The sequence below is a fragment of the Streptomyces pratensis genome (assembly GCF_016804005.1).
GTDB classification, from domain to species: Bacteria; Actinomycetota; Actinomycetes; order Streptomycetales; family Streptomycetaceae; genus Streptomyces; species Streptomyces pratensis_A.
Genome location: NZ_CP051486.1, coordinates 4,644,922 through 4,670,668, shown reverse-complemented (window position 1 = coordinate 4,670,668; position 25,747 = coordinate 4,644,922). Strand labels below are relative to the sequence as shown.

Annotated in this window: 26 protein-coding genes and 2 pseudogenes; 12 read left to right on the top strand and 16 right to left on the bottom strand. The window is 71.0% G+C overall.

Annotated features, from left to right (window positions below):
• The first annotated feature begins 33 nt into the window (after positions 1 to 33).
• Positions 34 to 1,299 carry a geranylgeranyl reductase family protein gene (locus HED23_RS18910; protein ID WP_203184580.1) on the top strand — a complete coding sequence of 422 codons (1,266 nt, stop codon included), beginning with the start codon at positions 34 to 36 and terminating at the stop codon, positions 1,297 to 1,299.
• On the opposite strand, the gene HED23_RS18905 is transcribed toward HED23_RS18910, so the two are convergent.
• The gene (locus HED23_RS18905) at positions 1,283 to 1,738 is read right to left on the bottom strand and encodes a nitroreductase/quinone reductase family protein (RefSeq protein WP_203184579.1); all 456 of its coding nucleotides are present in this window, start codon (positions 1,736 to 1,738) and stop codon (positions 1,283 to 1,285) included. The genes HED23_RS18910 and HED23_RS18905 overlap by 17 nt on opposite strands.
• A 126-nt stretch (positions 1,739 to 1,864) precedes the next feature.
• Between HED23_RS18905 and HED23_RS18900 the strand changes: the two genes are divergently transcribed.
• Together HED23_RS18900 and HED23_RS35320 are read left to right on the top strand one after the other, a co-directional pair.
• The gene (locus HED23_RS18900) at positions 1,865 to 2,593 is read left to right on the top strand and encodes a TetR/AcrR family transcriptional regulator (protein WP_203184578.1); all 729 of its coding nucleotides are present in this window, start codon (positions 1,865 to 1,867) and stop codon (positions 2,591 to 2,593) included.
• 83 nt (positions 2,594 to 2,676) lie between these two features.
• A pseudogene (locus HED23_RS35320) lies at positions 2,677 to 2,781 on the top strand (DNA-binding response regulator); the annotation flags it as partial.
• On the opposite strand, the gene HED23_RS18895 reads toward HED23_RS35320, so the two are convergent.
• Positions 2,742 to 3,038 carry a DUF6332 family protein gene (locus HED23_RS18895; protein WP_203184577.1) on the bottom strand — a complete coding sequence of 99 codons (297 nt, stop codon included), beginning with the start codon at positions 3,036 to 3,038 and terminating at the stop codon, positions 2,742 to 2,744. The pseudogene HED23_RS35320 and the gene HED23_RS18895 sit on opposite strands and share 40 nt — an antisense overlap.
• Positions 3,039 to 3,163: 125 nt before the next feature.
• Between HED23_RS18895 and HED23_RS18890 the strand changes: the two genes are divergently transcribed.
• Positions 3,164 to 3,562: a MarR family transcriptional regulator gene (locus HED23_RS18890; protein WP_203184576.1), complete on the top strand. Its 399-nt coding sequence runs from the start codon at positions 3,164 to 3,166 to the stop codon at positions 3,560 to 3,562.
• Positions 3,563 to 3,927: 365 nt separating this feature from the next.
• Here the strand turns inward: HED23_RS18890 and HED23_RS18885 are convergent, their stop codons facing one another.
• Positions 3,928 to 4,296 (bottom strand): SCO4225 family membrane protein, encoded by a 369-nt coding sequence (locus HED23_RS18885; protein WP_203184575.1) that lies wholly within the window; start codon positions 4,294 to 4,296, stop codon positions 3,928 to 3,930.
• A 79-nt stretch (positions 4,297 to 4,375) separates the two neighbouring features.
• Positions 4,376 to 5,599 carry an MFS transporter gene (locus HED23_RS18880; RefSeq protein ID WP_203184574.1) on the bottom strand — a complete coding sequence of 408 codons (1,224 nt, stop codon included), beginning with the start codon at positions 5,597 to 5,599 and terminating at the stop codon, positions 4,376 to 4,378.
• Positions 5,600 to 5,721: 122 nt separating this feature from the next.
• Between HED23_RS18880 and HED23_RS18875 the strand changes: the two genes are divergently transcribed.
• Positions 5,722 to 6,936 carry an ROK family protein gene (locus tag HED23_RS18875; protein WP_203184573.1) on the top strand — a complete coding sequence of 405 codons (1,215 nt, stop codon included), beginning with the start codon at positions 5,722 to 5,724 and terminating at the stop codon, positions 6,934 to 6,936.
• 256 nt (positions 6,937 to 7,192) lie between these two features.
• On the opposite strand, the gene HED23_RS18870 is transcribed toward HED23_RS18875, so the two are convergent.
• From HED23_RS18870 to HED23_RS35305, 4 genes are all read right to left on the bottom strand, one after another.
• Positions 7,193 to 7,774, bottom strand: coding sequence for a DUF4865 family protein (locus HED23_RS18870; protein WP_203184572.1), 582 nt, complete (start codon positions 7,772 to 7,774; stop codon positions 7,193 to 7,195).
• Between the two features lie 10 nt (positions 7,775 to 7,784).
• Complete coding sequence (locus tag HED23_RS18865; RefSeq protein ID WP_238442033.1) at positions 7,785 to 8,363, bottom strand: TetR/AcrR family transcriptional regulator; 579 nt, start codon at positions 8,361 to 8,363, stop codon at positions 7,785 to 7,787.
• A gap of 277 nt (positions 8,364 to 8,640) precedes the next feature.
• A complete protein-coding gene (locus HED23_RS35310) occupies positions 8,641 to 8,877 on the bottom strand; it encodes a hypothetical protein (RefSeq protein ID WP_238442032.1) in 237 nt (78 codons plus the stop codon).
• Positions 8,878 to 9,034: 157 nt separating this feature from the next.
• The gene (locus tag HED23_RS35305) at positions 9,035 to 9,232 is read right to left on the bottom strand and encodes a hypothetical protein (RefSeq protein WP_238442031.1); all 198 of its coding nucleotides are present in this window, start codon (positions 9,230 to 9,232) and stop codon (positions 9,035 to 9,037) included.
• Between the two features lie 132 nt (positions 9,233 to 9,364).
• On the opposite strand from HED23_RS35305, the pseudogene HED23_RS35300 reads away from it, so the two are divergent.
• Positions 9,365 to 9,496 (top strand): annotated as a pseudogene (locus HED23_RS35300) (SHOCT domain-containing protein); the annotation flags it as partial.
• A gap of 116 nt (positions 9,497 to 9,612) precedes the next feature.
• Here the strand turns inward: HED23_RS35300 and HED23_RS18855 are convergent.
• The gene (locus HED23_RS18855; RefSeq protein WP_203184570.1) at positions 9,613 to 10,137 is read right to left on the bottom strand and encodes an ATP-binding protein; all 525 of its coding nucleotides are present in this window, start codon (positions 10,135 to 10,137) and stop codon (positions 9,613 to 9,615) included.
• A gap of 212 nt (positions 10,138 to 10,349) precedes the next feature.
• Positions 10,350 to 10,712, bottom strand: a complete 363-nt coding sequence (locus HED23_RS18850; protein ID WP_203184569.1) for a hypothetical protein — start codon at positions 10,710 to 10,712, stop codon at positions 10,350 to 10,352.
• A gap of 236 nt (positions 10,713 to 10,948) precedes the next feature.
• Here HED23_RS18850 and HED23_RS18845 point away from each other — a divergent pair, with 236 nt between their 5' ends.
• Positions 10,949 to 12,082, top strand: coding sequence for a PLP-dependent cysteine synthase family protein (locus tag HED23_RS18845; RefSeq protein WP_203184568.1), 1,134 nt, complete (start codon positions 10,949 to 10,951; stop codon positions 12,080 to 12,082).
• A gap of 34 nt (positions 12,083 to 12,116) precedes the next feature.
• Here the strand turns inward: HED23_RS18845 and HED23_RS18840 are convergent, their stop codons facing one another.
• Together HED23_RS18840 and HED23_RS18835 are read right to left on the bottom strand one after the other, a co-directional pair.
• On the bottom strand, positions 12,117 to 12,551 hold the full coding sequence (locus HED23_RS18840; protein WP_203184567.1) for an SRPBCC family protein: 435 nt from the start codon (positions 12,549 to 12,551) through the stop codon (positions 12,117 to 12,119).
• 71 nt (positions 12,552 to 12,622) lie between these two features.
• Positions 12,623 to 13,453 carry a DeoR/GlpR family DNA-binding transcription regulator gene (locus HED23_RS18835; protein WP_203184566.1) on the bottom strand — a complete coding sequence of 277 codons (831 nt, stop codon included), beginning with the start codon at positions 13,451 to 13,453 and terminating at the stop codon, positions 12,623 to 12,625.
• Between the two features lie 226 nt (positions 13,454 to 13,679).
• On the opposite strand from HED23_RS18835, the gene HED23_RS18830 reads away from it, so the two are divergent.
• Positions 13,680 to 16,106, top strand: a complete 2,427-nt coding sequence (locus HED23_RS18830) for a hypothetical protein (RefSeq protein WP_203184565.1) — start codon at positions 13,680 to 13,682, stop codon at positions 16,104 to 16,106.
• Here the strand turns inward: HED23_RS18830 and HED23_RS18825 are convergent.
• The 4 genes from HED23_RS18825 to HED23_RS18810 all read right to left on the bottom strand — a co-directional run bounded on the left by HED23_RS18825 (position 16,076) and on the right by HED23_RS18810 (position 20,817).
• A complete protein-coding gene (locus HED23_RS18825; protein ID WP_203184564.1) occupies positions 16,076 to 18,502 on the bottom strand; it encodes a right-handed parallel beta-helix repeat-containing protein in 2,427 nt (808 codons plus the stop codon). The two genes, HED23_RS18830 and HED23_RS18825, sit on opposite strands and share 31 nt — an antisense overlap.
• Positions 18,503 to 18,706: 204 nt before the next feature.
• On the bottom strand, positions 18,707 to 19,324 hold the full coding sequence (locus HED23_RS18820; protein WP_203184563.1) for a hypothetical protein: 618 nt from the start codon (positions 19,322 to 19,324) through the stop codon (positions 18,707 to 18,709).
• Between the two features lie 134 nt (positions 19,325 to 19,458).
• On the bottom strand, positions 19,459 to 20,283 hold the full coding sequence (locus HED23_RS18815) for an MOSC domain-containing protein (RefSeq protein WP_203184562.1): 825 nt from the start codon (positions 20,281 to 20,283) through the stop codon (positions 19,459 to 19,461).
• Positions 20,284 to 20,322: 39 nt separating this feature from the next.
• Complete coding sequence (locus tag HED23_RS18810; RefSeq protein ID WP_203184561.1) at positions 20,323 to 20,817, bottom strand: DUF6643 family protein; 495 nt, start codon at positions 20,815 to 20,817, stop codon at positions 20,323 to 20,325.
• A 559-nt stretch (positions 20,818 to 21,376) separates the two neighbouring features.
• On the opposite strand from HED23_RS18810, the gene HED23_RS18805 reads away from it, so the two are divergent.
• The 4 genes from HED23_RS18805 (at position 21,377) to HED23_RS18790 (ending at position 25,736) form a co-directional block, all read left to right on the top strand.
• Positions 21,377 to 21,970 (top strand): isochorismatase family protein, encoded by a 594-nt coding sequence (locus HED23_RS18805; RefSeq protein ID WP_203184560.1) that lies wholly within the window; start codon positions 21,377 to 21,379, stop codon positions 21,968 to 21,970.
• 520 nt (positions 21,971 to 22,490) lie between these two features.
• The gene (locus HED23_RS18800; RefSeq protein ID WP_203184559.1) at positions 22,491 to 23,300 is read left to right on the top strand and encodes a hypothetical protein; all 810 of its coding nucleotides are present in this window, start codon (positions 22,491 to 22,493) and stop codon (positions 23,298 to 23,300) included.
• Between the two features lie 132 nt (positions 23,301 to 23,432).
• Positions 23,433 to 24,116, top strand: a complete 684-nt coding sequence (locus HED23_RS18795) for a sigma-70 family RNA polymerase sigma factor (RefSeq protein WP_203184558.1) — start codon at positions 23,433 to 23,435, stop codon at positions 24,114 to 24,116.
• 318 nt (positions 24,117 to 24,434) lie between these two features.
• Positions 24,435 to 25,736, top strand: a complete 1,302-nt coding sequence (locus HED23_RS18790) for a TerD family protein (RefSeq protein WP_203184557.1) — start codon at positions 24,435 to 24,437, stop codon at positions 25,734 to 25,736.
• The last annotated feature ends 11 nt before the right edge of the window (positions 25,737 to 25,747 follow it).

The following is a 25,747-nucleotide window of genomic DNA, read 5'->3' as shown; positions in this document are numbered from 1 at the left end:
GGCCACTGGTCGGATCGGGAGCAGAAGCACATCGTGAGCAGCGAGAACGCAGACGCCGGACGTGAGCCGGATGAGTCGTCGTCGGTACCGCAGGAGTCCTCGGTATGGGACGTCGTCGTGGTCGGCGCGGGACCGGCCGGAGCCTCCGCGGCGTACGCGGCAGCCGTCGCAGGCCGCCGGGTGCTGTTGCTGGAGAAGGCGGAGATCCCCCGCTACAAGACGTGCGGCGGCGGGATCATCGGGTTCTCGCGGGACTCCCTGCCCCCCGGATTCGAACTGCCCCTGAAGGACCGGATCCACGCGGTCACCTTCTCGCTCAACGGGAAGCTGTCGCGCACCCGCAGGTCGAAGCGCATGCTCTTCGGGCTCATCAACCGGCCGGAGTTCGACGCCGGGCTGGTGGAGGAGGCCCAGAAGGCGGGCGCCGAGCTGCGCACGGGTGTGGCGGTGACGCGGGTGGAGCAGCACGGCACCGCTGTGCCCGACCGGCGTACGGTCGCCGTGGTGCTGGCAGGCGGTGAGACGGTGCTCGCCCGGGCCGTCGTCGGCGCGGACGGCAGCGCGGGCCGCATAGGGGCTCATGTCGGGGTGAAGCTCGATCAGGTGGATCTCGGGCTCGAGGCAGAGATCCCCGTCCCGGAGACGGTCGCCGAGGACTGGGCGGGACGGGTGCTCATCGACTGGGGCCCGATGCCCGGGAGTTACGGCTGGGTGTTCCCCAAGGGCGACACCCTGACCGTCGGTGTGATCTCGGCCCGCGGTGACGGTGCGGGGACCAAGCGCTATCTGGAGGACTTCGTCGGGCGGCTGGGCCTTGCCGGATTCGAGCCGACCATCTCCTCCGGCCATCTCACCCGGTGCCGCAGCGACGACTCCCCGCTCTCCCGTGGGCGGGTGGTGGTCTGCGGCGACGCTGCGGGGCTGCTGGAACCCTGGACCAGGGAAGGCATCTCCTTCGCTCTGCGGTCCGGGCGGCTCGCGGGTGAATGGGCGGTACGGATCGCGGAATCGCACGACGCGGTCGACGCACGGCGTCAGGCGCTGAACTACGCGTTCGCGATCAAGGCGGGTCTGGGCGTCGAGATGAGTGTCGGACGCCGCATGCTCAAGCTGTTCGAGCGGCGCCCCGGGCTCCTGCACGCGGTTCTGACGGGCTTCCGCCCTGCCTGGAACGCGTTCGCGGGCGTCACCCGGGGGACGACGTCGCTGGCCGAGCTGGTCCGTTCGCACCCGCTGGCGCAGCGGGCGCTGCATGTGATGGACCGCCGGGAAACGGACCGGGTCAGCTCTCGACCGTGATCCGGAAGACGGGGTGGTCAGGGCACGCGGCGAGGAGCTCGGCGTCGGTCGACCTCACGGTGATGCCCTGGAAGTACTGGTTGACCTCCCAGCCCCAGCGCTTCAGGTAGGCGCGGACGATCCGCACCTTCTGCTCGTCGTCCGCGATCTCCACAGCGGTGAATGTGCGGACCTTCCGGCCCACCTTCAGCTCTCCGCCACCGGCCACGCGCATGTTGCGCACCCACTGTGAGTGGCCTCGGGCGGAGACCAGGTACTGGATGCCGTCGTGGTGGTGGGGATTCACGGGGATGCGCTGCATCCGGCCGCTCTTGCGGCCCCGCACCGACATCTCGGCCGAGCCGAGGAGGCTGATGCCGTGGCGTGCGAGCCAGCCGATGACGCTGTTCATCTTCTGCGCGAAGGCGTTGGCCTGGAGGTAGTAGGGCTGCTGCGACACGGTGACTCCCACCTTTGAGAGAGCGGTGCTCTCGCTTGAGATCAGTGTGCACGAGTGCGGCGCCCCAAAGCAAGAGCGGTGCTCTCGATAATGTTCAGTGCTCCGATCGCGTGGCAGACTGATGCCATGAGCACCATTCGAGGAGCCAGAGAACGCGCCCGCATCGAAGTGACGGCGGCCATCAAGGACGAGGCCAGGAAGCAGCTCGCCGCCGAGGGGGCCGCGAAGCTCTCCCTGCGTGCCGTCGCGCGTGAACTCGGCATGGTGTCCTCGGCGCTCTACCGTTACTTCCCCAGCCGCGACGATCTGCTGACCGCACTCATCGTCGATGCCTACGACGCGGTGGGCGAAGCCGCGGAAGCGGCCCGTGCGAAGGCCGGTGAGCAGCCGGGTGGCCACCCCGCCCGCTGGGTGGCGGTCGCATCCGCCGTACGGGACTGGGCTCTCGCCCACCCACATGAGTACGCGCTGATCTACGGTTCACCGGTCCCCGGTTACACCGCTCCGCAGGACACCGTGGGTCCCGCCTCCCGTGTGGGTCAGGCATTCATCGGCGTGGTGCGCGACGCCCACCACGCCGAGGGGCTCGCCGTCCCCCCGTTGGCAGCCGAACTGCGTCCCGAGGCCGAACGCATGGCGGCCGACCTGGCCGGCGATCTCCCGCCGGCTGTGGTGGTGGCCCTGGTCTCCGCGTGGGCGCAGCTCTTCGGGCTTGTCTCCTTCGAGCTGTTCGGCCAGTTCAACCGGGTCGTCGAGGCGCGCGAACAGGTCTTCCGGCACGCCGTTCACGAACTGGGGCGCGCGGTGGGGCTGCTGGACGGCCGGTCAGCAGGGGCCGGCGGCACGAGGGTCTGACCCCGGGGCGGGGAGGCGCGAGGCCTGACGCCATTCCGCGCGCGTCCCAAGGCGGCTGACACCCTGGTGCCGCCTCCTGTCCCACCCACGTCAGCCGCGCGATGGTCAAGCTAGTAGCCCGGGACAGGGTGCGACTCGTCGTACTCGCCTACGAGTCGGGGCTGGTGCGCCCCGGCCGGCTCGGCTGAACGGGCGACGGGAGGTCCTCGCCGGCCGCGCGGGGGGCACGCCACAGCACATGGATCACGCGGACGGTGAACACCAGCGCGCCGAGCACGGCCCCCGCCCGGAACAGTATGCGTTCGGCGCCGTCCGGCAGCTCGAGGAGCATGGCCGGGAGGAGGACTCCGGCGAACGTGGCCACGGCCACCACGACTCCGCTGACCAAGGCGTAGCCGATCTCCACGGTCATCGCGTCCCGCTCCGCCTGAGTACGTCGCGTCATGGCCGCAGTGTCACAGGGCTCATGGCCGGCGGCAAGCAGCCCCTCCGCGGCGCAGCCGGCTGCGTGCATGCTCATGCAGTTGTTGCGCGCGCATGGACAACTCGACCCTCTGCTAGCGTGCGGTCATGGCAGGGAAGAAGTCCGAGCAGGCACTCGTCGGCGAGTGGCGCGAGATGCTCGCGCTGCACGCCAGGACCCTGGGCGAGCTCGATCGTGCCCTCGACCGGCATGGTCTGGGAGCCAGTGACTTCGAGGTCCTGGACACCCTCGCGGAAGCTGCGGAGGGTGGCGACGCCTGCCTCCGTGTGCAGGAGATCGCTTCCCGGGTCCATCTCAGCCAGAGCGCGCTGTCACGGCTCGTCGCGCGGTTGGAGAGGGACGGGCTCGTACGCCGGGCGATGTGCGCCGAGGACCGCCGGGGTGTACGCGTGGAGCTGACCGATGCCGGCAGGGCCCGCCACGCGGAGGCCAGGCCCCTTCAGCGCGCGGTGCTGTCCCGGATGCTGAACCGGGCCGAGGCCTGATCCGAGCAGAGCTGAACCGGACCGTGCCCGAACCAGGCCCTGGACCGAGCAGGCCCCTGGACCGAGCAGGCCCCTGGACCCGCAGGCCCCTGGACCCGCAGGTCCCTGGACCGAGCAGGCCCCGGTCCGGAGTACGAACACTCCAGGTCGGCAGGTGCGTCCGGTGGCCCTCGACGACGAACGCGGTCGCCCAGCGGTGAACCACGCCTGTGTGCCCGAGGAGATCGCGGACCCGCCGTCCCGGGGAGGAGGGAACCAGCGCTTCCGGACCGGCTTCACGGGCGGCGGCGGCGAGTGCGCGGCCTTCGGTGGCAAGGGCTGTCAGGTGCTCCGATACCTCCACGCGGCCATTCCGCCAAGTCGCGTCAGGCGCCCCGGAGGTGCGCCGAGCGGCTCCGACGGGGGCCGCGGACCAGCCGGGAGAACCAGCCCAGCGCGCAGGCCTGTGCGAGTACCGACACGACCAGTGCGAGATGGAGGAACCAGGCAGGGCCTCCGGTGTCCGAACCGAACGACGAGCCGCCGATGAGGAAGACGAAAACGGTCGGCGCGGCGAGGAAGAACAGCCACACACCGGCGAACGAGGCATCGTCGTGGGATACGAACAGCGTGTCCACAGCCACGAGCACCGCGACGGCGGCGACGAGGCCTAGGTAGATCCGCGAGGCCGTGTTGCCGCAGGTCAGCCGTACCAGCGTGCGCAACTGCAGCTTGTTCGTCGCGATGTGACTCATGTCCGCTCCCGTGGATCGGTTGATGCCTCCATCGTGTGTCCGAGGAGTCGGCGGCGCCTGAGTACGGCTACTCAACCGCTCAGGTGTTCGTTGCGTTGCGGGCCGTCCAGCCCAGTGCCGCCGCTGTGGCGGCGAGCAGTGTCACCGTCGTGAGGGCCACCGGGAGGGAGGACCAGTCGGCGAGGAAGCCGATCACCGGCGGTCCCAGGAGCATCCCGCCGTAACCGAGGGTCGACGCGGCGGCCACCCCGCTGGGTCCGGCCAGCGCGCCCGCCCGGCCGACCGCGACGGGAAATATGTTGGCCAGGCCAAGACCGGTGACGGCGAAGCCGAGCAGCGCGAGCCAGACGGCCGGAGCGAGCGCACCGAGCAGCATGCCCGCCGCAGCCGTCACCCCGCCCGTCACCAGCGTGCGCGTCTGCCCGAACCGCTCGAGCAGGGCGGTGCCGGTGAGCCTGCCGATGCCCATCGTGAGCGCGAACAGGGAGTACCCGGCGGCGGCGAGACCGGGGTCGGCCCCCAGGTCCTGGCTGAGGTGCAGTGCTCCCCACTCCGCCAGCGCGCCTTCGCCGTACGCCGTGCAGAGGGCTATGACACCGAACAGGATCACGATCCTGCGCGCGCGGACGCTCATCCCACTCGGCGCCTCCGGGGTCGCCCCCGCCCGCTGTTCCACGGAGGGCGCGGCAGCCGGCCCGCGCAGGAGTACCGGGGCGGTCGCAGCAGTGACGAGAAGTCCGATGCCCGTCAGGGCGAAGAGATGCACCATGGGCGAGAGGCTGCCCGCGGCCAGCCCGCCGAGCCCCGCGCCGGCCATGCCGCCGAAGCTGAACGCGGCGTGGAAGCTCGGCATGACCGGGCGGCGCAGGGCGGCGACGATATCGACTGCCGCGCTGTTCATCGCCACGTTCAGCCCGCCGTACGCGGCACCGAAGAGCAGGAGTACGAGACCGAGGGTGAGGACCGAACCCATCTGTGCCGGAAGGGCGATGCTCAGCGACAGCAGTACGGCGCAGACCACGGTGACCGCATGGCTTCCGTAGCGCCGGCAGAGCCTCCCGGTGAGCGTCATCGTGATCACCGCGCCCGCGGAGACTCCGAGCAGAGCGAGTCCTAGGGTGGAGGCGGTCGCCCCCGTCTGCTGCTTGATGGCCGGGATGCGGACCACCCAGCCGGCGAAGAGAAACCCGTCTAGGGCGAAGAACACGGTCAGCGCGGTACGGAGGCGGGCCGACGGGAGCGGGGCGGTGTCTCCGCCCGGTCCCCCCGGCAAGGCCGTCCGCAGTTTGTTTACGTGCGGCACAAAGTGCAGGATAGGGTTGTGACTACGGCGTACGCAAGGCTGCTGCCCGGGTGGCCGACCGGTGAACGATGCGGGATGCGGGCGCGTCGGCAACGGCTCGGGACCATGGGAGACTCGCCCCCATGAACGGCAAGTCGACCACCACGCGGACGAAGTTGGAGAGGGGCCGCAGCGCGCTCGGGCCCGCCCTGGAGCTCGTGCACACAGGACGCGCCCCCACCCGTGCCGTGCTCACCTCCGAACTCGGTGTCACCCGTGCCACCGCGGGCGCGGTGGCCGCGGAGCTCGAGGCGCTCGGGCTCATCAAGGTCGACTCCAGTCCAGGGTCCGCCGCCGGTTCGCAGGGCCGCCCGTCCCACCGGCTGTCCGTCCGGGACAGCGGGCCCGTGGCCCTCGCCGCCCAGGTGCACTCCGACGGGTTCCGTGCCGCGCTCGTGGGACTCGGGGGCAGGATCGTGGCCACAGCGCCCGGCTGCGTCGCCGTCATGGCCGACCCCGCGCAGGTCCTCGGTGAGGTCGTCGAGGCCGGGGCCCGACTGCTGCGCGAGAGCGGGCTGCGCTGCGTCGGCGCAGGGCTCGCCGTTCCCTCCGCCGTGGCCGAACCCGAGGGAACCGCACTCAACCCGCTGCACATCGCCTGGCCGGCCGGAGCGCCGGTCCGGGAGATCTTTTCTGCCTGCGTACGCGCTGCGGGCATCAGCGGACCCGCGTTCACCGGCAATGACGTCAATCTCGCCGCCCTCGCCGAACACCGGCACGGCGCCGGACGTGGTGCGCAGCACCTGCTCTGCGTCGCCACCGGCCACCGGGGGGTGGGCGGCGCCCTCGTCCTGGACGGCCGTCTGCACACCGGGAGTTCGGGGCTCGCCCTGGAAGTCGGGCATCTCACGGTGAACCCCGAGGGCCGCCCGTGCCACTGCGGCGGCCGGGGCTGCCTCGACGTCGAGACGGACCCCCTGGCCTTCCTCACCGCGGCCCGCCGGGAACCCGGCCCCGAGGAGTCACTGCTCAAGCAGTCCGGCGACCTGCTGCGCACGGAGTACGGCGACCCCCAAGTGCGGGCCGCCGCGGAGGAGCTGATCGACCGGCTGGGTCTCGGTCTCGCGGGGCTGGTCAACATCCTCAACCCCGACCGGATCATCCTGGGCGGCCTGCACCGCGACCTCCTGGAGGCGGATCCCGAACGGCTGCGGGCCGTGGTCGCCGACCGCAGCCTGTGGGGCCGCAGCGGCAGCGTGCCCATCCTGGCCTGCACCCTGGACCACAACAGCCTGGTGGGCGCGGCGGAACTGGCCTGGCAGCCCGTACTCGACGATCCGCTGGCCGCCCTGGCCTGACGGCCGCGCGGGGGAGCGCGACCGGTCGGCACGCGGACCGTCAGGCCGCGGCCGGTGTCAACCCTGCGGTGGACCGGCGACGAGAACCGCCCCGGGTGCTCCTTCCCCCGCCCGCTTCGGCCGTGGGCGCGGTCCTCGCAAGAGGCGCGGCATGCGCGGCGTCTACGGCACCGCGCCCTCCGTCAGTGCGGCCGGCTGCTCGGGCAGTCCGTACGGTGATCGTCTGCGAAGCCCACAAGGACCGCACCGACCCGGGTCACCACTGCCTGCCCCGGCCGAGCCGGTCACGCTCCGGCGACGACAGGTGCAGCACCTCGTAGCGGTCGCCGGCCACTCCGGGCGGCTCGTGCTCCCAGAGGGTGAAGTGCAGTAGCTCCCAATGGCGCGGGTCGACGGCCAGCGCCGTTGCGACGGCTCCTGGAGCGCCGGCCAGCCGACGGCTCTCCTCCAGAGCCGCCTCCACCGCGACAGCCGGCCGGGTGCTGTCCTCGATCCGCTCGCGGTGGCGGACCGCCGTGCGGGCGCGTGCTCCCGAGGCCACGCCCTCCCGGTAGGAGAGCCCGGTCCAGTGCTGCACCGTCGGACGGCCGAAGTCATCGACGATGCCCTGGAAGCCCGGGCCCCAGAGGAAGGCGTTCATGCCCTCGGGAGCCGCCCACAGATACAGCGGGGCGTACTGGTTGACCTGCGAGGCGTCACCGCGTTCGCGGATCAGATACGCCTTGAGGCCCAGTCCGGGGAAGTCGTCGAGGAGATGGCCCCTGGTCGCCACCCTCCTGCGGATGACCTCCATGTCGTAGTCGGCCGGCAGCGTGATCTCGTACTGCATGGCGTGCATCGCGTACTCCTCAGACCGCGGGGGCCGATGTGGTGTGCGGGGCGAGCAGGGAGAGCAGCCCACGGACGGCCGAGTCGAAGGCCGCCGTCGATCCGGAGGCGCGGGCGAGGACATAGCCGCCCTGGACCGTGGCCACGACGGTCGCCGCGATCTCGTCGGGCGCGATGCCGGGGGAGAACTCGCCCGCATCCAGGCCCTCCTGGAGGATTCCGGTGAGCCGCCCCCGCAACCAGCCGATCGTCTCGTCCACCGGTGCGCGCAGCGCTTCGCTCGCCATCACGTCGGGGTCCATCGTCAGCCGGCCCACCGGGCAGCCCCGCAGCACCTCGCGCTCACGCAGCAGATAGGCCGAGATCCGCTCGTGGGCCGACCCCGGGCCGTCCAGCAACCGTGCCGCCGTCTCCCGCATCTCGGCGGACGTGCGGAGCACGGCGGCGAGTGCCAGATCCGGCTTGCCTGCGAAGTGGTGGTACATGCTGCCCTGGCCGGCACCTGCCCGCTGCTGGATCGCCTTCGGGCTGGTGCCCACATAGCCGCGATCCCACAGGAGTTCCTGGGTGGCCTCGATCAACCGTTCCGGTGTACTCATCAGAGCAGTGTACATACCAGTAGGTACAGAACTCACGAGGAAGGTGGACCGTGCGGCTGGACCGGCCGTCCGCCGCGCGTCCTCTCGACGACCGTTTGCCGAGCTGGAGCCGTTGACGCTCTGCGTGCGTTCCCGTTACGGCACCTGCTGTTGCTGTTGCCGACGGCGAGAGCAGGGGCTGAGCGCGGCGGCTCCGCCGGTACTCGGTAGGGACACACATGTCCGGCCGGGATTCCGGTGAGGTGGCCCTGGTTCACGGCGAACCGGGGTACAGCGGCTACAGAGGCCGGTAGGTGCCGTAGTTCCCTGCGAGGGAGGTCGTGGCGGCTTCGGCGACATCGGCTCGGGGGCCGGAGGCGCATGAGGTGAGGAAGCCGTGTACTCGCTCCCCCGTCCAGCCGGCCGCGGCAACGGCTGGCCAGAATCGAAGCCAGTCGTGCGGAGGCCTGTCCTCGACGTGGTCGAGGACGTGGGCGACGCTTTCCCGGTCCAGGACGAGCCGGAGCATGGCCATGGCCTGCAACGCTCCTTCCGCAAGCGTCTCGTCACCGGTACCCAGGCACCAGCGAATCGCCTCAGTGTGGGATTGCTCCATGTGGCTCAGACGGACGACGGCATCGCCGCCGGCACAGCGAACCGCATCGGGAGTCCCGCGCTGAAGGACGAGATCTTCAGGTACCGAGTGCCATCGTCATCTGGTGCTGCGTCTCCCAGGTGCGCGGATCCCGAACCTCGTTCTTCAGCGCTTCGAGAAGGGCGGGACCGGCACTTGGGTCGCCCAGCTGCCGAAGTCGTTTCGCGGCCGATCGACGCTTGGCGGAACTCCGGTCCTGGAGCCGGTGCATCGCCTCGACGATGTCGGGAGTCACGATTTCTCCTACTGGATACGAGCGTCACCGAACCCTATGCGGTACCTCTGGGAGTCGTGCCAGGTGGTCTCGCCGGGCGAGGCGGGAGGCAGCTGACGGGCCGGGCTGCCACGCACCGGCGCCCGCGTGGGCGGACCGGTGGGGGAGCGCTCGCCGATCGCCCTGCTGGGCCGTCGGTCCGCCACGAGTCAGATCGACGAGGACGAGTGCTGGCGCCGGCTCTCCGTCCTGGACGAGCCCTACGGCCGCTACGGCAAGGACGGCCCGTCCCGCCTGAGGCGGGCGGGGGCCTGGGGCGAGGCACGCACGGGAGCGCGTCGATCACGCGACAGGATCGACGCGCCCCGTGGCGCGCTGCGACATGCGGAGGAACGTTCCGGTCAGCCGACGACGGCCGACCGGCCCCGCGTCCGCGCTGCCGTCGGCTCCATGAGCCCGGTGATGTCCGAGCCGAACGGGCCGTCGGTCGTCGACCCGTACACCGGGAGGGGAGGCAGGACGGTGGTGAACGACGGTGCGAGCAGGGTGAACCAGATGATCTTCCCCGCGTCGTCGCTCGGTCGTACGCCCCAGCTCTCGCTGACCGCGGCGATCATCGCCAGTCCGCGCCCGGAGGTGGCGGACTGATCGGCATCGCACATGGTCGGCAGCCGGGGGTCGTGGTCGTGGACGGACACCGTCAGCCGGTCGAGCAGCAGCTCGATCTCGACGGTGCATGACTTGTCCGGCTGTGCGTGCCGGTGGACATTGGTCAGCAGTTCGGTGACACCGAGCGCTGCATGGTCGATCAGAGGATCGAGATGCCAGTAGCGCAGTTGCGCCGAAATGATTCTGCGGACCTGACCGATCCGCGACGGCAGGGCCTGGAGCTCCACCGCGCAGTGCCTGCTTGGCTCGCTGATCACGGCTGCGACTCCCCGAAATAGGTCCGGAAGAAGACGAAGGAACGGATCCAGCAGATGGCTGACTGCTGTTTCTGGTCGTGCTTGGTCCGCCCTGCATGGCCTCCGGCGGGCGGCTTCCGCTGTCACCGCCGGTACACCATCCGTGACGTGTGACCAGCGTGACGCAGGGGGTTCGGCTCCGCAACTCGCGGTGCCCGTGCCCGACCGCAGCGTCAGATCCGCCGTCCCGCCGCGTTACGCAGCGCTTCCAGGAATCTGCGGACCGGCGCTGCCCCGCCCGGCCTGCGGTTGCGCTGGCCCATCGTCAGCCGGTACCGCACCCCGTTGATACGGGCGACCGCCGAGTCGGAGGCCAGGAACCACGGCTTTCCGGCGCTCACCGTGGTCACCGGGGCGCTGGCGATCTCCCGCCCGTTGCTCGTCAGCAGCGCGATCCGGCCGTCCTTGACGATCACTTGCCCCGCCCTGGTCAACGATCGCGCCCACCGTTGGATCCTCACGTCACTCGCGCGGAACTCCACCACGCCGAACTCCGACGTGCCGAAATCCGCAGCGCTGAACTCTGTCTCGGCCATGGCTACTTCGCCCCCCTTGTACCGGCTTCTGCAAGTCTGCCCGTGGACGGGGTCCGTGCACCAGGCCTCGTCCATCGATTCCGGCCGACGGCCGGAATCCGGGCGTGTCCGGGGCATCGGCGCCCGGGACACCTGGGCCAAGGGAAGGCTATGGGCATTCAAAGTGAACGTTTGTGCAGGTGGGGGGAATATCGTGGATCCCCGGGCCGTACCGCCGTCAGCCGAAGGAGACCGTGATGGACACCAGTGAGCACACACCTGGCGGTGGCGTGATGGAGACCGTGGACGTCGACCGGAGCGATCCGGACTACCGTGCCTGGCTCAAGGAAGCGGTGCGCAAGGTCCAGGCGGACGCCAACCGTTCGGCGGACACGCATCTCCTGCGCTTTCCGCTGCCGGAGCACTGGGGTATCGATCTCTATCTCAAGGACGAGTCGACGCACCCGACGGGCAGCCTCAAGCACCGTCTGGCCCGTTCCCTCTTCCTCTACGGGCTCTGCAACGGCTGGATCCGGCGCGGCAAACCGGTCATCGAGGCCTCCAGCGGTTCCACGGCCGTCTCGGAGGCGTACTTCGCGAAGCTGATCGGTGTGCCGTTCGTCGCGGTGATGCCCCGGACCACCAGCCCGGAGAAGTGCCGACTGATCGAATTCCACGGCGGTCAGTGCCACTTCGTCGACGACTCCCGTCGGCTGTACGAGGAGTCGGCCGCCCTCGCGGCCGAGACCGGGGGGCACTACATGGACCAGTTCACCTACGCCGAGCGGGCCACCGACTGGCGGGGTAACAACAACATCGCCGAGTCCATCTACCAGCAGCTGAGGCTCGAGAGGTACCCCGAGCCCGCCTGGATCGTCGCCACCGCAGGCACCGGCGGCACCTCCGCGACCATCGGGCGGTACGTCCGCTACATGCAGCACGACACACGGATCTGCGTGCCCGACCCGGAGAACTCCTGTTTCTTCGACGGATGGACCCTGCACGATCAGCTGGCGACGAGCGACTGCGGCTCACGCATCGAAGGCATCGGCAGACCTCGGATGGAGCCGAGCTTCGTTCCCGGAGCCATCGACCGGATGATGAAGGTCCCCGACGCGGCCAGCGTCGCGGCGGTCCGCGTGCTGGAACGGGCCATCGGCCGCAAGGCGGGCGGCTCCACCGGCACCGGGCTGTGGAGCGCCTTCAAACTGGTGGCCGAGATGCTGGAGAGGGGGAGTACCGGAAGCATCGTCACGCTGTTCTGCGATCCCGGCGACCGCTATCTCGACAAGTACTACTCGGACGACTGGCTGAGCGAGCAGCACCTGGACATCCGGCCGTACACGGAGACGATCGACCATTTCCTGGCCACCGGCACCTGGCCCTCCTGAACCGGACAGGGCGCACGGACCTCCTCGCGGGATCTCAGTCCTCCAGCAGAACGCGGAGCTCGCGGGCGAAGACCCGTCGGCCGGCGGTCGCCAGCAACGGATCCGCCCAGCGGGGAAGCAGCCGCACGCGCAGCTCCTCGACCCAGATCACGTGCGAACCCGAACCCGTCGGGCAGACGTCGATCGACGCGCGTCCGCGCACCACGGAACCCCGCTTCTCCAGCCGGCACAGCCCGGCCCGGCCGGCGGCAGGCGGGGTCCACCGCACCACTTCCATCGGGTCGTCGAAGCCCAGCGGCCCCACTCCCGTACGGGCCACGAAGACCGTTCCGGTCCCCGCGGGCAGGCCCCCAGGGACGGTGACCGAGGTCAACGGGACGGTCGCACCGTGCCGCTCCCAGTCGGTCACCCGTCGCCATGCCTCGGCGGTGGGGAGGGAAGTGAAGCGCTCGATGCGGAATACGGCCACAGACCGATACTAGGACGTCCGTGCCTCAGGAGGCCCGGAGCCGGAAGCTGCGGGCGCCGCGTGGCGGCGGACTAGTCGTCCGACGGGCCGCCCGCCACCAGCAGGCCCGGCAGGTGCTCCTCGATCTCCTGCCTGGCGGCGTCCGGCAGTCCCGCATCCGTGACGAAGGCGTCGACCTCGTCGAGCGCCGCGAACGAACTCAGCCCAACGGTGCCCCACTTGGTGTGGTCGGCGACCACGACGACGCGCCTCGCCGCCCGCACGAAGCGGCGGTTCGTCTCGGCCTCCGCGAGGTTCGGCGTGGAAAGGCCGGCCTCGACCGAGATCCCGTGCACGCCGAGGAACAGGACGTCGAAGTGGAGCGAGCCGATCGCACGGTCCGCGACCGGTCCGACCAGCGAGTCCGAAGGCGTACGGACCCCGCCGGTCAGCACCACCGTGGCCGCGCCGGCCCGCGCCCCGCCCGCCGCCGTCGGACGCTGCGCGCCGTGGAACACATCGGCGACCCGCACCGAATTCGTCACCACGGTCAGCCCCGGTACGTCCAGGAGGTGACGGGCCAGCGCGAACGTCGTCGTGCCGCCGGACAGAGCGATCGCGCTGCCCGGCACCGCCATCGTGGCCGCCGCGCGCGCGATGTCCTCCTTGGCGCTGAGCTCCAGCGTCGACTTGGCCTCGAAACCGGGCTCGTGCGTACTCGCCTCGACGACGGGGACGGCTCCGCCGTGCACCTTCTCGATGACGCCCTGGCGTGCCAGCGCGTCGAGGTCCCGGCGGATGGTCATGTCGGAGACGCTCAGCTTGCGCGTCAGCTCGTTGACCCTGACCCCGCCGCGCTTGCGCACATCGTCGAGAATGAGGGCGCGCCGCTGCTCCGCGAGCAGGTTCTGATTCTCGCTCAACGCCGGGACCCGGTCCTTCCCTCTGTCCGTACGGTCCGGCAGCGGTCCTGCGGGACGCCCTCATCCTCCCACGCACCCCCGCAGGCCGTCCCACTGGGGAGATTCGGTGAGACCCGGTGCGGGGAGTGCCTCCCGTCCGCGATGGTGGTGACTGCGCATCAGTTCAGATCCCAGCCGCCCCCTCCCGCCGGCCGCGACCGACGGACCAGAGAGCGAGTCACCGACGTTGCCCACTGCCCCCCAGGCCGAGGCCCCGCGGAGCGCCGGCGCCGCACTGGAACTGCTCGTCCACGGAGTCGGCGGAGCCACCCCGCAGGAAATGCTCGGGGACCCGCGTACGACCAGGATCACCGGTGACGCCACGGCCGCCGTCCACCGGCGTACCGAGGACGTCGGAGCCGAACAGCATCCCGAGCGCCATCGGGACGGGCCCGTCGCCGAGGCCTACTGCTGGTCCAACCTCACCTCGGGCAACGGTTCCCGAGCCCTGTGGCTGCTGCTGCTCCCCTTCATGGTCGTCAACCTCGCCCACTGGATGCGGCCCACCGCGCGGGGACGCACCCTGGCGGTCCGGCTCTACGGGACGCTGGTGCGGCTCGTCGCCCTCAGCCTCACCGTGCTCCTCACCGCCGCGGCCTGCGAGGTAGCACTCGACCTGGTGGCCTGGCAGTGCGCGGGGACGCCCGAGTGCTCCGTGCAGCGCTCCTGGCTCGGCTTCCTCTCCACACAGCAGGACGGGTGGTTCGCCCAGCCCGGACGCCGCCTCGCCGTCGCCGCGCTCGTGCCGTCCGCCCTGGTGGGACTGCTCTGGTACCTGTCGCACCGGACCTGGAGCGCCTACGAATCGCAGCGTCCGCTGACCTGGGACGAACCGGACCGAGCGGAAGCGGACGCGGACACGGACACGGACACGGACACGGACACGGACGTCGTGACCCGGTCAGGCGCCCCGCTGGTCCGCCCCGCCCTCGGCAGGCCCGGCTTCTGGTACGGGCGCAGGCTGGTGGCCCGGCTGCGCGCCGCACACACCGCGGCCGGGTTCCTCACGGTGGCGGCCGCGGTCGGCGGCACAGCCGCCCGGCACGACCGGGGTGCCGAGAGCCCTGTGCTCGATGTGATCGGCGTCCTGTTCCAAGCGGGACTCGTCCTGTGCGGACTCGTCGTCCTCACGGTGGTCTGCCGCCGGGGGCGCAGCGAGCGGCGGCTCGACAACCGCCTCGACCGGGCGGTCACCACGTACCTCCCCGGCGCCGCCCTCACCCTGCTGTTCTGCGCGGTCGCGTACGCCGGCTGGTCACGGCCGGGCTGGGCCTCCTCCGGTGCCCTGCCCGGAGAGGCGGCGTTCCGCGCACTCGCCGTTGGCCAGGGCCTGCTCGTCGTCGTACTCGCAGCGGTAGCGCTGAGCCTCTACCGCAGCGCCCCCGAGCCACGCACCACCCTCCACGGCCTCGGCGGCCCGGCCGTGGCCATGCTCTCCTGTGCCCTCGGCGGTGTGATGACCGGCGGGGTCGCCCAGCGTGTGGCCGACTGGCTCGACGGCCCCGGAACCCCCGGCATGGGCGCGGGCGCCGACATAGAGGGGCCGCCCGTGCTCCTCAGCTGGCAGGCCTCCGTCATTCCGGTCCTGCTGCTGCTCCTGCTCCCGCCCGTCGTCTGGCTGGCGCTCCGCACCGTGCGTCGGGCCCGCCGGCTGGCACCCGTGATCGAGGCGGAGTACGAGGAGAAGCACCCTGAGCCCGGGCGCACCCGGCGGATCGCACGCACCCGGGCCACCGCCGCGCTCACCGACTCAGCCCCGGGGATCGTCGGGCTGCTCTCCGCCGCCGCTCTGCTGCTCGGAGCCGCGGCGGTGACAGGTTCCTGGCTCACCGGCGAGGTCCCCGGCCTCGCGATGGACGGCACAGGCCCGTTCGTCGAATCGGTCGCCGAGACGGCCCAGTCGACCGGCTCCTGGCTGACCGGTTTCGGCGTCATACTCTTCGTCACCTGCGGCCGTCGCGCGTACCGCGACGTCTCCGCCCGGCGCACCATCGGCATCCTCTGGGACGTGGGCACGTTCTGGCCGCGTGCCGCCCATCCCTTCGCGCCGCCCTGTTACGCCGAGCGGGCCGTCCCCGACCTCTCGTCCCGGATGTGCGCGTGGACGGGCAGCACCCGCGGCAGACTCGTCATCTCCGGCCACTCCCAGGGCAGCGTGCTCGCCGCGGCAGCGGTCTGGCAGCTCCCCGACGCGGCCAGGCACCGGGTCGCGCTGCTCACTTACGGGTCCCCTATCGAGCGGTTGTACGGGCGCTGGTTCCCCGCCTACTTCGGCCGGGTACCTCTCGAAGGGCTCCAGCGGTCCGTGGACTGCTGGCGCAACCTGTGGCGCGCCACCGACCCGATCGGCGGCCCGGTGCGGATCGACGAGGGGCAGGGCCACGAAGTGGACCGGGGCCCGCTGAAGGACCCCCTGGTCTACGGCCGCACCGCCGAATACCCGCTGCCCGAACCGATCCTGGGGCATTCGGAATACCAGGCCGACCCCGTCTTCGCCGTCGAGCGTGCAGCGCTCCTCGAACGGCTCGGGCCCGTCGTACCCCAGCAGGCGGGAGCGGACACGGAGGACCGGGGGAGCGCTCCTCAGGGAAGCGCCGGCAGGTCCTCGGGATAGAGCATGGTCAGGTCGTCCGTGCTCGGCTCCGCGAGCTGGGCGACCCGGCCCGCATGCCGCTCCACCATCGACTCGAAGGTCTGCCGGGCCGTCCGGCCGTTACCGAAGGCGGGGCCCTTGGGAAGCGCTGTGAAGTACTTGATCAGCGCTTCCCCCGTCCCCTCCGCCAGGCTGTACTCGTGCTCGTCGCTCTGCTGCCCGACGATCCGCAGCAGCTCCTCGGGCTCGTAGTCGCTGAAGGTGATGGTCCGTGAGAAGCGGGACGCCACACCGGGGTTGACCGTGAGGAAGCGCTCCATCTCGTGCGTGTACCCGGCGACGATCACGACCACCGCGTCGCGGTGGTCCTCCATCAGCTTGACCAGTGTGTCGATGGCCTCCCTGCCGAAGTCGCGGCCGGAGTCCTCGGGTGACAGGGCGTACGCCTCGTCGACGAACAGGACCCCGCCGCGCGCCCGGTCGAACGCCTCCTGGGTGCGGATGGCCGTGGACCCGATGTGCTCGCCGACCAGATCGACGCGGGACACCTCCACGAGGTGACCGTGCTCCAGGACACCGAGCGAGGCCAGGATCTCGCCGTACAGACGGGCCACCGTCGTCTTGCCCGTGCCGGGGGAGCCGGTGAAGACCAGGTGCCGGCGCACCGACGCGGCCTTCAGACCTGCCAGCTTCCTGCGGCGGCCGACCTCGATCATGTCGGTCAGTGCCCGCACCTCGCGCTTGACGCTGTCCAGGCCCACCAGCGCGTCGAGTTCGCCCAGCACGGCGCCCGAATCGCGCACCGGCTCAGCGGGAGCCGTGGGGGCGGCTACGGGCTCGGCGGTCCGCTGCCCGGGCATCGCGCCGAGCAGCCCGGGGGTGCTCTGCGTCAGGACCGCCGGGGGCGGGGGAGTGGCGCTGCGCAGGCCGCTCTCGTCGCTGGTGCAGTCCTGTGCCACCGGGCCGCCCGAGTGCCCGTCGCCGCCGGAGCCGTCGGCGAATTCGTAACCCCCACGTGCGCACCGCTCGGTCCGGCACCGCCGCAGGGTGGAGCGGCAGCCGTCCATCACATGGAAACCGTAGCCCTCGCTCCCCGTGACCCGGCAGCTGTCGAAGGTGCCCCGGCCCTCGGCGGACACGTAGAAACCGGCCTCCGCCGGGGAAGTGACCGTGCACCTCTCGATGGTCGGATCGGCGCCCTTCGTCACGATCACCCCGGTCTGCGCCGCGTCGATGGTGCAGTTGTTCAGAGTGCCGCCGCTTCCGTGGTCACGGAACCACGCTCCGGTGGACGCCTCACGGATCCGGCAGTCGTCGAGCTGGGCGGTGGCGCCGTCACTCACCGAGACCGCGGTGTTGCGGATCTGGGACAGATCGCTGTCCACGACATCCGCGCGTGAGCCCCGGTCGAGGACGAAGAGGGCGTCGGGCACGTCGTGGACGCGGCAGGAGTCGAGTATCACCGTCGCCCCGTCGCTCACCCACACCGCCGGGTAGTCGCCCGTACTGTCGTGGATCTCGCACTGGTTGGCGTCGACACGGGTGCCCGGATCCCAGACCGAGAGCCCGTTGCGGCCGAACCGGCGGACGGTGGAGCGGGTCAGGGTCAGCACCGAACGCGACCGCAGGTCGACCGCGTTCTCCGGGATGTCGTGGATGTCGCAGTCCGCGAGTGTGAGGACCGCGTCGGTGTCCAGGGTGACTCCGTCGGCCGACGTGCGGTGCACGGTGCAGTCCGTGAGGTGTGCGGTACCGCGCGAGGCGATCTGCACCCCGCTGCCCTTGATCTCGTAGACCTCGCAGCCCACCGCCTCCAGCCCGCTGCCCTCGCCGGTCACACTCAGCCCCGCGCCCGACGAGTGGTGCACACGGCAGCGCTCCAGCCGGGGGTGCGCGCCGTCGCGTACCGAGACGCCGGCCTGACCGGCCGAGACGACCTCGCACTCCTCGAACACGCCGCCCGCGCCGTCGAGTACGGCGATGCCCACCCCGGCCGGATTGTCGACCGTGCAGCGGCGCACGGTGGGCCTGGCCGCGCCCCGCACCTCGATGCCGGCGGCCGACCTGGTCACGATGCGCAGGTCCGACAGCTCAGGAGCGCCCTCCTCGACGAGCAGGGCGGGAGCGGCCGAGTCCTGGCCCTCCACATGGAGGTCCTGGACGACGGCGGAGGCACGTACGGTCAGGGGGACGCCGTCGGCCGGAGCGATCCGTACGGAGCCGGCGGACCCTTCGGGTCCGCGGAGCGTCACCGCGCGGTGGACGACGAGATTCTCCCGATAGGTGCCGGGGGCGATCGTGAGGACGTCACCGTCCGCTGCGGCCTCCAGGGCGGCGGTGAGGGAAGCGTATTCGCCCGTACGGCGCCGCCATCGCGATGTGCCGGTGTGCGTCACCTGGACCGTGCCCTGTGCCATGGTGCTGCTGTGCCCCCACCTCGTGCCGTGTGCGCTGCCTCGTGCCTGTCCGCGGTGCCGCCGGTCACCGGCAGCCCTCTGGCCCGCCTGCCGAGGAGTCGGGCGGGCCGGTCCACCGTAGCGCGCGTGACGGGCGTGAGTTGACGGGTCGGCCACCGAACGGCCCTGATCAGCCGCATACGAGGGAAACCTGCGCCCCTGGGGTCAGCTGCCCGTACCCGTTCTGCCCCAGTCGGGGCCGACTTCCGCCCAGGCGCGGTCGAGCCGGGCGTACCGCCTTTGCATCATGCGCCATACGGCGAGCCTGCGGGCGATTTCCGTCAGACCGCCCGCGAGCAGTGTCGCGCCGATGCCGGCGAGTACCGCGTGGGTGTGTGCCGTGGCGGTGTCCATGGGGCGCACGGCGGGGTCGCCCCGGTCGTCCGTCCAGATCCGGACCCGGGAGCCGGGGTCGGTCTTCCTGGACGTCGTCGTCACGGTGCCCGTGCGTGCCGTACCGTCCGGTGCGCGCCAGTCGGCCACCACGGACGTCCGCGTGGGCCCTTCGACGACGGCCGCCTCCGGGTCCTGGGCGAAGCGTGATCCGCCCGGGGCCGGGCGGACCACGACGGCCGTGGTGGGACGGCGCTGCTCGTGCTGGGCGCGCACCGTCCGCAGGAGCGTGTCGTCGGTGAGTGAACCGGTCCTCCAGCCGATCACCGGCGCCGCCAGCAGCATCAGCAGCAGCGCGACCAGCGCCATCCACGCCTCGTGACGGTCGGTGGCGCGGCACACGGGATTGTGCCGCCACCGCCGGATTCCCAGAACCGCTCGCACAGTCATGCACCCCCTTCTCCACCCGTGATAACCCGACAGGGAGGCGATTACGTCCGCGCGGCGCGAAGAGAGAGCAACCTCACGCCGTCAACGCCCCGCGTTCCTGCCCGAGTTCCGAGGACGCAGTGAGGCCCCCGAGGTCAGCCGATGACTCGCACCGGGTCTCCGACCCGGATGACACCGGTGCCTTCCGGGATCATGTGCCGGCCGAAGAGGAGGTACTTGCCGTCCCGGCGGTGCCGGGCGAGCGTGCGCAACGGCTCCTTGCCCCGCTCGGCGGTCCGCTGGTCGGTGGTCGTGATGACACACCGCCCGCACGGCTTCACGACGCGGAAGGCGACCTCCCCGATCTCGATCCGCTTCCAGTCGTCCTCGGCCCAGGGTGCCGTGCCGTCCACGACCACGTTCGGCCGGAAACGGTTCATCGGCAGCGGTCCCTCCTCAGGGTGGTCCCCCCGCGCCACCCACGAGTTGAGCGCGTCCAGCGAGGCGCCAGTGGTGAGCAGCAGCGGGAACCCGTCGGCGAGCGACACGGTCTCGCCCGGCCGGCCGAACTCCGGATCGACGGGCCTGCGGTGCGACGGCGCGTCGAGATGGACGAGCCGGACCTCCGCACCGAGGCGCGCGCTGAACCAGGCGTGTGCGGCCTCTGCCGCCACCGCCAACTCGACCTTGCCGGGGTAGAGCTCGGCGACGACGGTGTGCGCCGGATCGGGCACCTCCACAGTCAGCGACGGGCTGCCGGGCGCCGACAGGATCAGTCCGCCACCGGGCAGGATCCCGGCGGACAGCTGTGCCATGCGCGGCTGCTGACGCTGGGTCACGACTTTGCTCTCGTTGTCGATGAGCATCCACCGGCGGTCGCCGTCGAGTCCCCATGGCTCGACGGCCGCCTCGTCGGCCGCATGAGCGGCCAGCGACTTGACCGGATGGATGTATACGGCACTGAGCGCAGGAGGAAGCATTCCTTCATCCTGCCAGTCGTCACTGACGGTGGGCGGCTGTCAGTACCCCCGGCTCTGGTACGGGCGGTTGTAGGGATCCTCGTACGGCGATTGCGTGGGAGCGGGCGCGGGCGCGGGGCGGGGGGACGCGGGACGCATCGCCTCGTAACCCGTGCCGGGGCGCTGCTGCTGCGCCTGCTGGTACCCGCGGGGCGCCGACGGCTGCTGCGGGATGTACGGCGCGGGCGCGTGCTGCAGTTGTGCCGGCTGCATCATCGGCGCCTGCTGCATCCCCGTGTTCTGGTACTGCGGCTGAGCCGTCTGCTGCGGGTAGCCGTAGGACCCGGTCTGCTGGGACGGCGCCGCGGGCAGGGCCGGGAGGGCCGACGGCAGGGCCGGCAGGTAGCTGTTCCCGGTGTCGTAGGCGGCAGGGACCCGGATCGGCGCGATCTGAGGGGTCCCCCGCTCGGCGACCAGGGAGTCGTAGATCGGGGTGTCGGGGAACGACGGCGCGGCGTAGTAGCCGCTGCCGTAGGTGGAGCGGGGGGAGGTCATGACACATAAGTTAAGCCCACGATGTGCTGGTTGGGGAGCCCCAATCTTGGGGTTATCCGTTTTACGCTGCTTTTGTCGGCCTGACCTGCCGAGACATGGCTAAAGCCTCTGTTAACAACAGGGGCTTTCCGTTCAAAGCCTTCCGATAACAAGAAGTGGCCGACGGGCTACAAAGGGCGACACCTGCGCGGGGCTCGCCGGATCGAGTGCTTCGGCCCCGGCTCCCGAAGCATTACGGCAATCGGGGAAGCGCGGGCGGCAACTCGCCACGTCGCCACGTCCCCGCCGGCGCCGGGTCGCGGGCGGGGCGCCCCGGCCGATCAGGTCACCGGTCCGGACTCCTGGGCATCGACCACTCGGGCCCCTTCGCCGATGCGGCGGTTCCGGTGCCCGGGGGGTGGGTAAGGCCACCGGGCTGCGTCGGTGAATGGCTGCGGACGCCGTTGAGTCCGGGAGCCGAAGGTCCTGACGGACGGCCCCGCCCGGGACGGCGCCCTCTCCGTCGAGCCGCCGCTGGGTGCTGTCCCGTTTGCCCCGAATCGACTGAGAGGTGTGTGTGATGAGCCGAGGCCTGATCGTCGTGGATGTGCAGAACGACTTCTGTGAAGGAGGCAGCGTCCCCGTCGCGGGCGGCGCACAGATCGCCACAGCGATCGCGGAGCTGGTGGAGCAGGCCGCGGGCCGTGACTACCGGTGCGTCGTCGCGACCCGGGACCATCACATCGACCCGGGGAGCCACTTCTCCGAGAACCCCGACTTCCGGGACAGCTTCCCGGTCCACTGTGTGGCAGGACAGCAGGGCGGCGAATTCCACCCCCACTTCGCCCCTGCCGCCACGAGCGGCAAGATCGACGCAGTGTTCTTCAAAGGCGCGCACAGCGCGTCCAAGAGCGGTTTCGAAGGCGCCGACGAGCAAGGCGTGCCCTTGGCGGACTGGCTGCGCGCCCACGGGGTGGAAGAGGTCGATGTGGTGGGTATCGCCACCGACCACTGTGTGCGCGCGACCGCGCTGGACGCCGTCAAGGCCGGTTTCCGCGCACGCGTGCTCCTGGACTACTCGGTCGGTGTCGCCCCCGACACCACGGCATCGACCCTGGACGACTTCCGGCGGGCAGGCGTCGCAGTCTCCGGGGAGACACCCGTACCGCGGTGAGCGGCAGGCATCGGGAAAGACGTCTCAGGGCAGGGCGGCGGAGTGGGCGTGCCTTTCCGCCGGTGCCGGAGCGTACGTCCGTGTGAATTCGACGCGGCGCGGGGCCTTCAGGCGCGGCTCGACGGAAGGCCTGGCCGAACGAGCCGAGACTCCGGCCGTGTTGATCGCGTGTTCTCCGACGCGTGGGAGACATCCTGTCAACGCTTGTACAGGTGCTCCGCAACAGCTGCGACGAGTGATGGGGACGGCGCGCGTCGGCGGGACCTTCAGCGCTTCCCGCCTTCGCCTCTTTTTCCTTACCGCATCGGAACACCGCATCGGAACTGACGTACGTTCACGGGCCCGGCTGCTTCGGCGCCGGTAGCTCGAACTGAGGCCATCGGAAGACGAACTCGGCCGATTACGTGCCGGAGTTCCGTGTCCCCGCCTGTTTTCCCGGAGATTTCCCTTCCGGGAGGATCTTCCTCGATCCCGCACCCCTCTGCGCTTTCGCCCGGGCCGGTGCGAGGATGGGCCCGCCATGAAACCAGGCTTGGGTCCCCGTGCGGTGCGGGCTGCGACGTTCGCAGCCGTCTGTGTGCTGCTCGCAGCTACCGGCCACGTCCTCATGTCGGGGGCCCAGGTCCCGGGGTGGGTGCTCCTCGCCGCGTTCACCGGCACAACACTGACGGCCTGGGCTCTGGCCGGCCACGAGAGGGGTCCGGCCGCCGTCACCTCGGTGGCCGTCGTCGTCCAGACCGCGCTCCACGTCTGTTTCACGCTGGCTCAGTCCCTTGTCCAGGAGCCCGCGCAGGCACGGCCGGTGTCATTCGCCCGTCAGTGGGCCGAAGAGCTGCTGTGCGGCGACGGCGCGAAGACCATTTCCGAACGGGAAGCGGTCAGGATCGTCACCGACGCAGGCTTGGGGAGCGTCATCTTCCCGCCTCCCGGCACTCCCGGCACTCCCGGCGCGATGTCGGCCGAAGCCGACGGCCGGCACCACGCGGTGCACGTGATGGCCGACCACGGATCTCCGTCCGTCGGCGCCGCCATGCACGGTGGCCACGACACGGTCGCCATGTCGCCCACGGGAATGCTCGCGGCCCACTTCCTGGCTGCCCTTCTGTGCGGTCTGTGGCTCGCGTACGGAGAACGGGCCGTGTTCCGTCTGCTGCGTGCCTTCGCCGGACGGCTCCGGACACCGCTCCAGCTTCTGCTGTGCCTCACGCCGACCCCAGGACGGCCGCGTCCACGACTGCGTCACCCGCGCGCCGTGCGTGCGTTCCGGCAGCTCCTGCTCGTCCACATCATCACCTCGAGGGGCCCGCCCACAGGGACGGCTGTCGCCTAGCGACAGCGGGTTCCCCGAGTGCTCGCGGCGTCCGCGGGCCTCGGGCACCGGTGCTGCCCTCCGGCAGCCCCGTACGTCTCACCGGCCGCCCCGTGCGCAGCCGGACACCCCTTGCCCTAAGGACTTGCGGCAATGCCTCATGCTCAGCACCCACGTGTCCGCAGAACTCCGACATCACACAGCACGGCCTCCGACGCGTCCGCGACGCTGCTCGCCCTCCAGGCGCGGGACGGCGACCCGAAGAAGGCGGATCGCTTCGTACGCGCACTCCACCGCGACGTGTGGCGGTACGTCGCCTACCTCAGCGCCGACCCCCACGCGGCCGACGACCTCACCCAGGAAGTGTTCCTCCGTGCGCTCATCGGCCTGCCCCGCTTCGAGGGACGCTCGTCCGCCCGCACCTGGCTCCTGTCCATCGCTCGCCGCACGGTGGTGGACAGTCTTCGCCACGCCGAGGCCCGCCCCAGGCTCGCGGACCGTCAGGACTGGCAGAGCGCGGCCGAGCGGGCTCAGCCCCGGGGTGTCCTGGGGTTCGAGGAAGGAGTGGCCCTTGCCGAACTGCTCGCGACGATCCCGGGCGAGCGCCGAGCGGCGTTCGTGCTCACCCAGCTGTGCGGCCTGCCCTACGCCGAAGCCGCCCGGACCATCGGCTGCCCGGTCGGAACGGTCCGCTCACGGGTCGCACGGGCGCGTAGTTCACTGATCGATCTCCTCGCCGACGCGGAGTCGAGCGCGGCGGCTTGCCCAGCGGGGTCAGCTGCGCGGTGTGACAGGCCCCCGACGTGCGGGACCCACGCCCCACTCGTCTCCTTCTGAGGGGTGGGGGAAGGAGCGGATTCTGAGGGGTGGGGGAAGGAGCGGAGCCGCCTCCGACAGGGACCGGTTTCCGCTGGAACGCATCCGCCCGCCGGCCGACCGCGCGTCGGCCGGCGGGCGGCCCGCAGAGGATCCGGCCAAGGCGAGGCCGTACGCAATGCAGAGTCCGGCGAGGACGAGGGGCGCGAACCCCTTGCGGCCGTCGCCGGCACACGCGGTCGACGGCGAATTGCCGGCGGTCACCCGGTCGGGGCTGTGGGCTCCCCGGCTGACCTGGGATTAAGTTGTCGGGAAAGTCTCCGGGCAGCCGGACTCGTGATGGGGGCGAGCATGACCATGCAAAAGGGAACCAACGTCCCGGTGCCGGCTCAGGCCGTGCGGGTCGAACTGGGCCGGCGTACCTCCCCGGGCACCCCCGAGGTCGATGCCTCGGCACTCCTGCTCGTGTCGGGAAAAGTACGCAGCGACGCCGACTTCGTGTTCTACAACCAGCCGGCCCACCGGTCCGGCGCAGTGCGCCACGAAGGCAAGCAGTCGGCCGGGGGCGCTGTCACGGACACCCTCGCGGTCGACTTCGCGCGGATGGAGCCGGCGATCGACCGTGTCGTGATCGCGGCCTCCGCCGACGGAGGCGCCTTCGGACGGGTGACCGGCCTCTACGTCAGAATCGTGAATCCTGCGGACGGCTCCGAGATCGCGCGGTTCGAGAGCGCGGACGCGACCGTCGAGACCGCGTTCATCCTCGGTGAGTTCTACCTGCGCCAGGGCGCCTGGAAATTCAGGGCGGTGGGACAGGGATACGAAACGGGACTCGCGGGTCTCGCGACGGACTTCGGTATCTCCGTCGACGAACCCCAGCAGGCGCCGGCCCAGCAGGCGCCGCCGGCCCAGCAGCCGCAGAGAGCCGTCCGGCCCCCCGCCCGCCCTGTCGCCCCTCAGGCCCCTCCCGCGCCACCACCCGCGCCCCCCGTCGTACAGGCCGTGAGGCTGACGAAGGTCACGCTGACGAAGGAAGCACCTTCCGTATCGCTGTCGAAACAGGGCGGCACATCCGGTGCGCTGCGCGTCAATCTCAACTGGGAAGTGCGCAGACAGTTCAAGGGCTGGGGCGCGAAGCTCGGCAGGGCCGTGGGCGTGCACGCGGACCTGGATCTCGATCTGTGCGCACTGTACGAACTCAGCGACGGCAGCAAGGGAGTCGTGCAGGCCCTCGGAAACGCCTTCGGTTCCCTCCGGCAGCCGCCGTACATCCACCTCGACGGGGACGACCGCACCGGCGCGCAGTCCACCGGCGAGAACCTCACGGTCAACCTCGACCACAAGGACCGGCTGCGCCGAGTCCTGATCTTCGTCACCGTCTACGAAGGCGCCCGCAGTTTCGCCGATCTGCATGCCACGGTCACGCTTCAGCCGCAGAACGGCGCGGCGATCGACTTCTCCCTCGACGAATGCACCGTGCCCTCCACCGTGTGCGCGCTCGCGCTGATCACCAACGACGGGAGGGACCTCACGGTGCGGCGCGAGGCGCGCTACCTCGTCCCCCAGCGAGGGGTGAGCCCCCAGCGGACCATCGACGCCGCCTACGGGTGGGGCATGAACTGGACCCCCGGGCGCAAATGACGCCGCAGCGA

What these genes read in the sequence shown, in the direction of transcription:
- HED23_RS18875 (WP_203184573.1), top strand. Translation starts at nt 5,722, where the DNA reads ATGAACGGCAAGTCGACCACCACGCGGACGAAGTTGGAGAGGGGCCGC.
- HED23_RS18890 (WP_203184576.1), top strand. Translation starts at nt 3,164, where the DNA reads ATGGCAGGGAAGAAGTCCGAGCAGGCACTCGTCGGCGAGTGGCGCGAG.
- HED23_RS18825 (WP_203184564.1), bottom strand. Translation starts at nt 18,502, where the DNA reads ATGGCACAGGGCACGGTCCAGGTGACGCACACCGGCACATCGCGATGG.
- HED23_RS18815 (WP_203184562.1), bottom strand. Translation starts at nt 20,283, where the DNA reads ATGCTTCCTCCTGCGCTCAGTGCCGTATACATCCATCCGGTCAAGTCG.
- HED23_RS18800 (WP_203184559.1), top strand. Translation starts at nt 22,491, where the DNA reads ATGAAACCAGGCTTGGGTCCCCGTGCGGTGCGGGCTGCGACGTTCGCA.
- HED23_RS18845 (WP_203184568.1), top strand. Translation starts at nt 10,949, where the DNA reads ATGGACACCAGTGAGCACACACCTGGCGGTGGCGTGATGGAGACCGTG.
- HED23_RS18805 (WP_203184560.1), top strand. Translation starts at nt 21,377, where the DNA reads ATGAGCCGAGGCCTGATCGTCGTGGATGTGCAGAACGACTTCTGTGAA.
- HED23_RS18790 (WP_203184557.1), top strand. Translation starts at nt 24,435, where the DNA reads ATGGGGGCGAGCATGACCATGCAAAAGGGAACCAACGTCCCGGTGCCG.
- HED23_RS18900 (WP_203184578.1), top strand. Translation starts at nt 1,865, where the DNA reads ATGAGCACCATTCGAGGAGCCAGAGAACGCGCCCGCATCGAAGTGACG.
- HED23_RS35310 (WP_238442032.1), bottom strand. Translation starts at nt 8,877, where the DNA reads ATGGCCATGCTCCGGCTCGTCCTGGACCGGGAAAGCGTCGCCCACGTC.
- HED23_RS18870 (WP_203184572.1), bottom strand. Translation starts at nt 7,774, where the DNA reads ATGCACGCCATGCAGTACGAGATCACGCTGCCGGCCGACTACGACATG.
- HED23_RS18895 (WP_203184577.1), bottom strand. Translation starts at nt 3,038, where the DNA reads ATGACGCGACGTACTCAGGCGGAGCGGGACGCGATGACCGTGGAGATC.
- HED23_RS18865 (WP_238442033.1), bottom strand. Translation starts at nt 8,363, where the DNA reads ATGAGTACACCGGAACGGTTGATCGAGGCCACCCAGGAACTCCTGTGG.
- HED23_RS18810 (WP_203184561.1), bottom strand. Translation starts at nt 20,817, where the DNA reads ATGACCTCCCCCCGCTCCACCTACGGCAGCGGCTACTACGCCGCGCCG.
- HED23_RS18885 (WP_203184575.1), bottom strand. Translation starts at nt 4,296, where the DNA reads ATGAGTCACATCGCGACGAACAAGCTGCAGTTGCGCACGCTGGTACGG.
- HED23_RS18820 (WP_203184563.1), bottom strand. Translation starts at nt 19,324, where the DNA reads ATGACTGTGCGAGCGGTTCTGGGAATCCGGCGGTGGCGGCACAATCCC.
- HED23_RS18850 (WP_203184569.1), bottom strand. Translation starts at nt 10,712, where the DNA reads ATGGCCGAGACAGAGTTCAGCGCTGCGGATTTCGGCACGTCGGAGTTC.
- HED23_RS18795 (WP_203184558.1), top strand. Translation starts at nt 23,433, where the DNA reads ATGCCTCATGCTCAGCACCCACGTGTCCGCAGAACTCCGACATCACAC.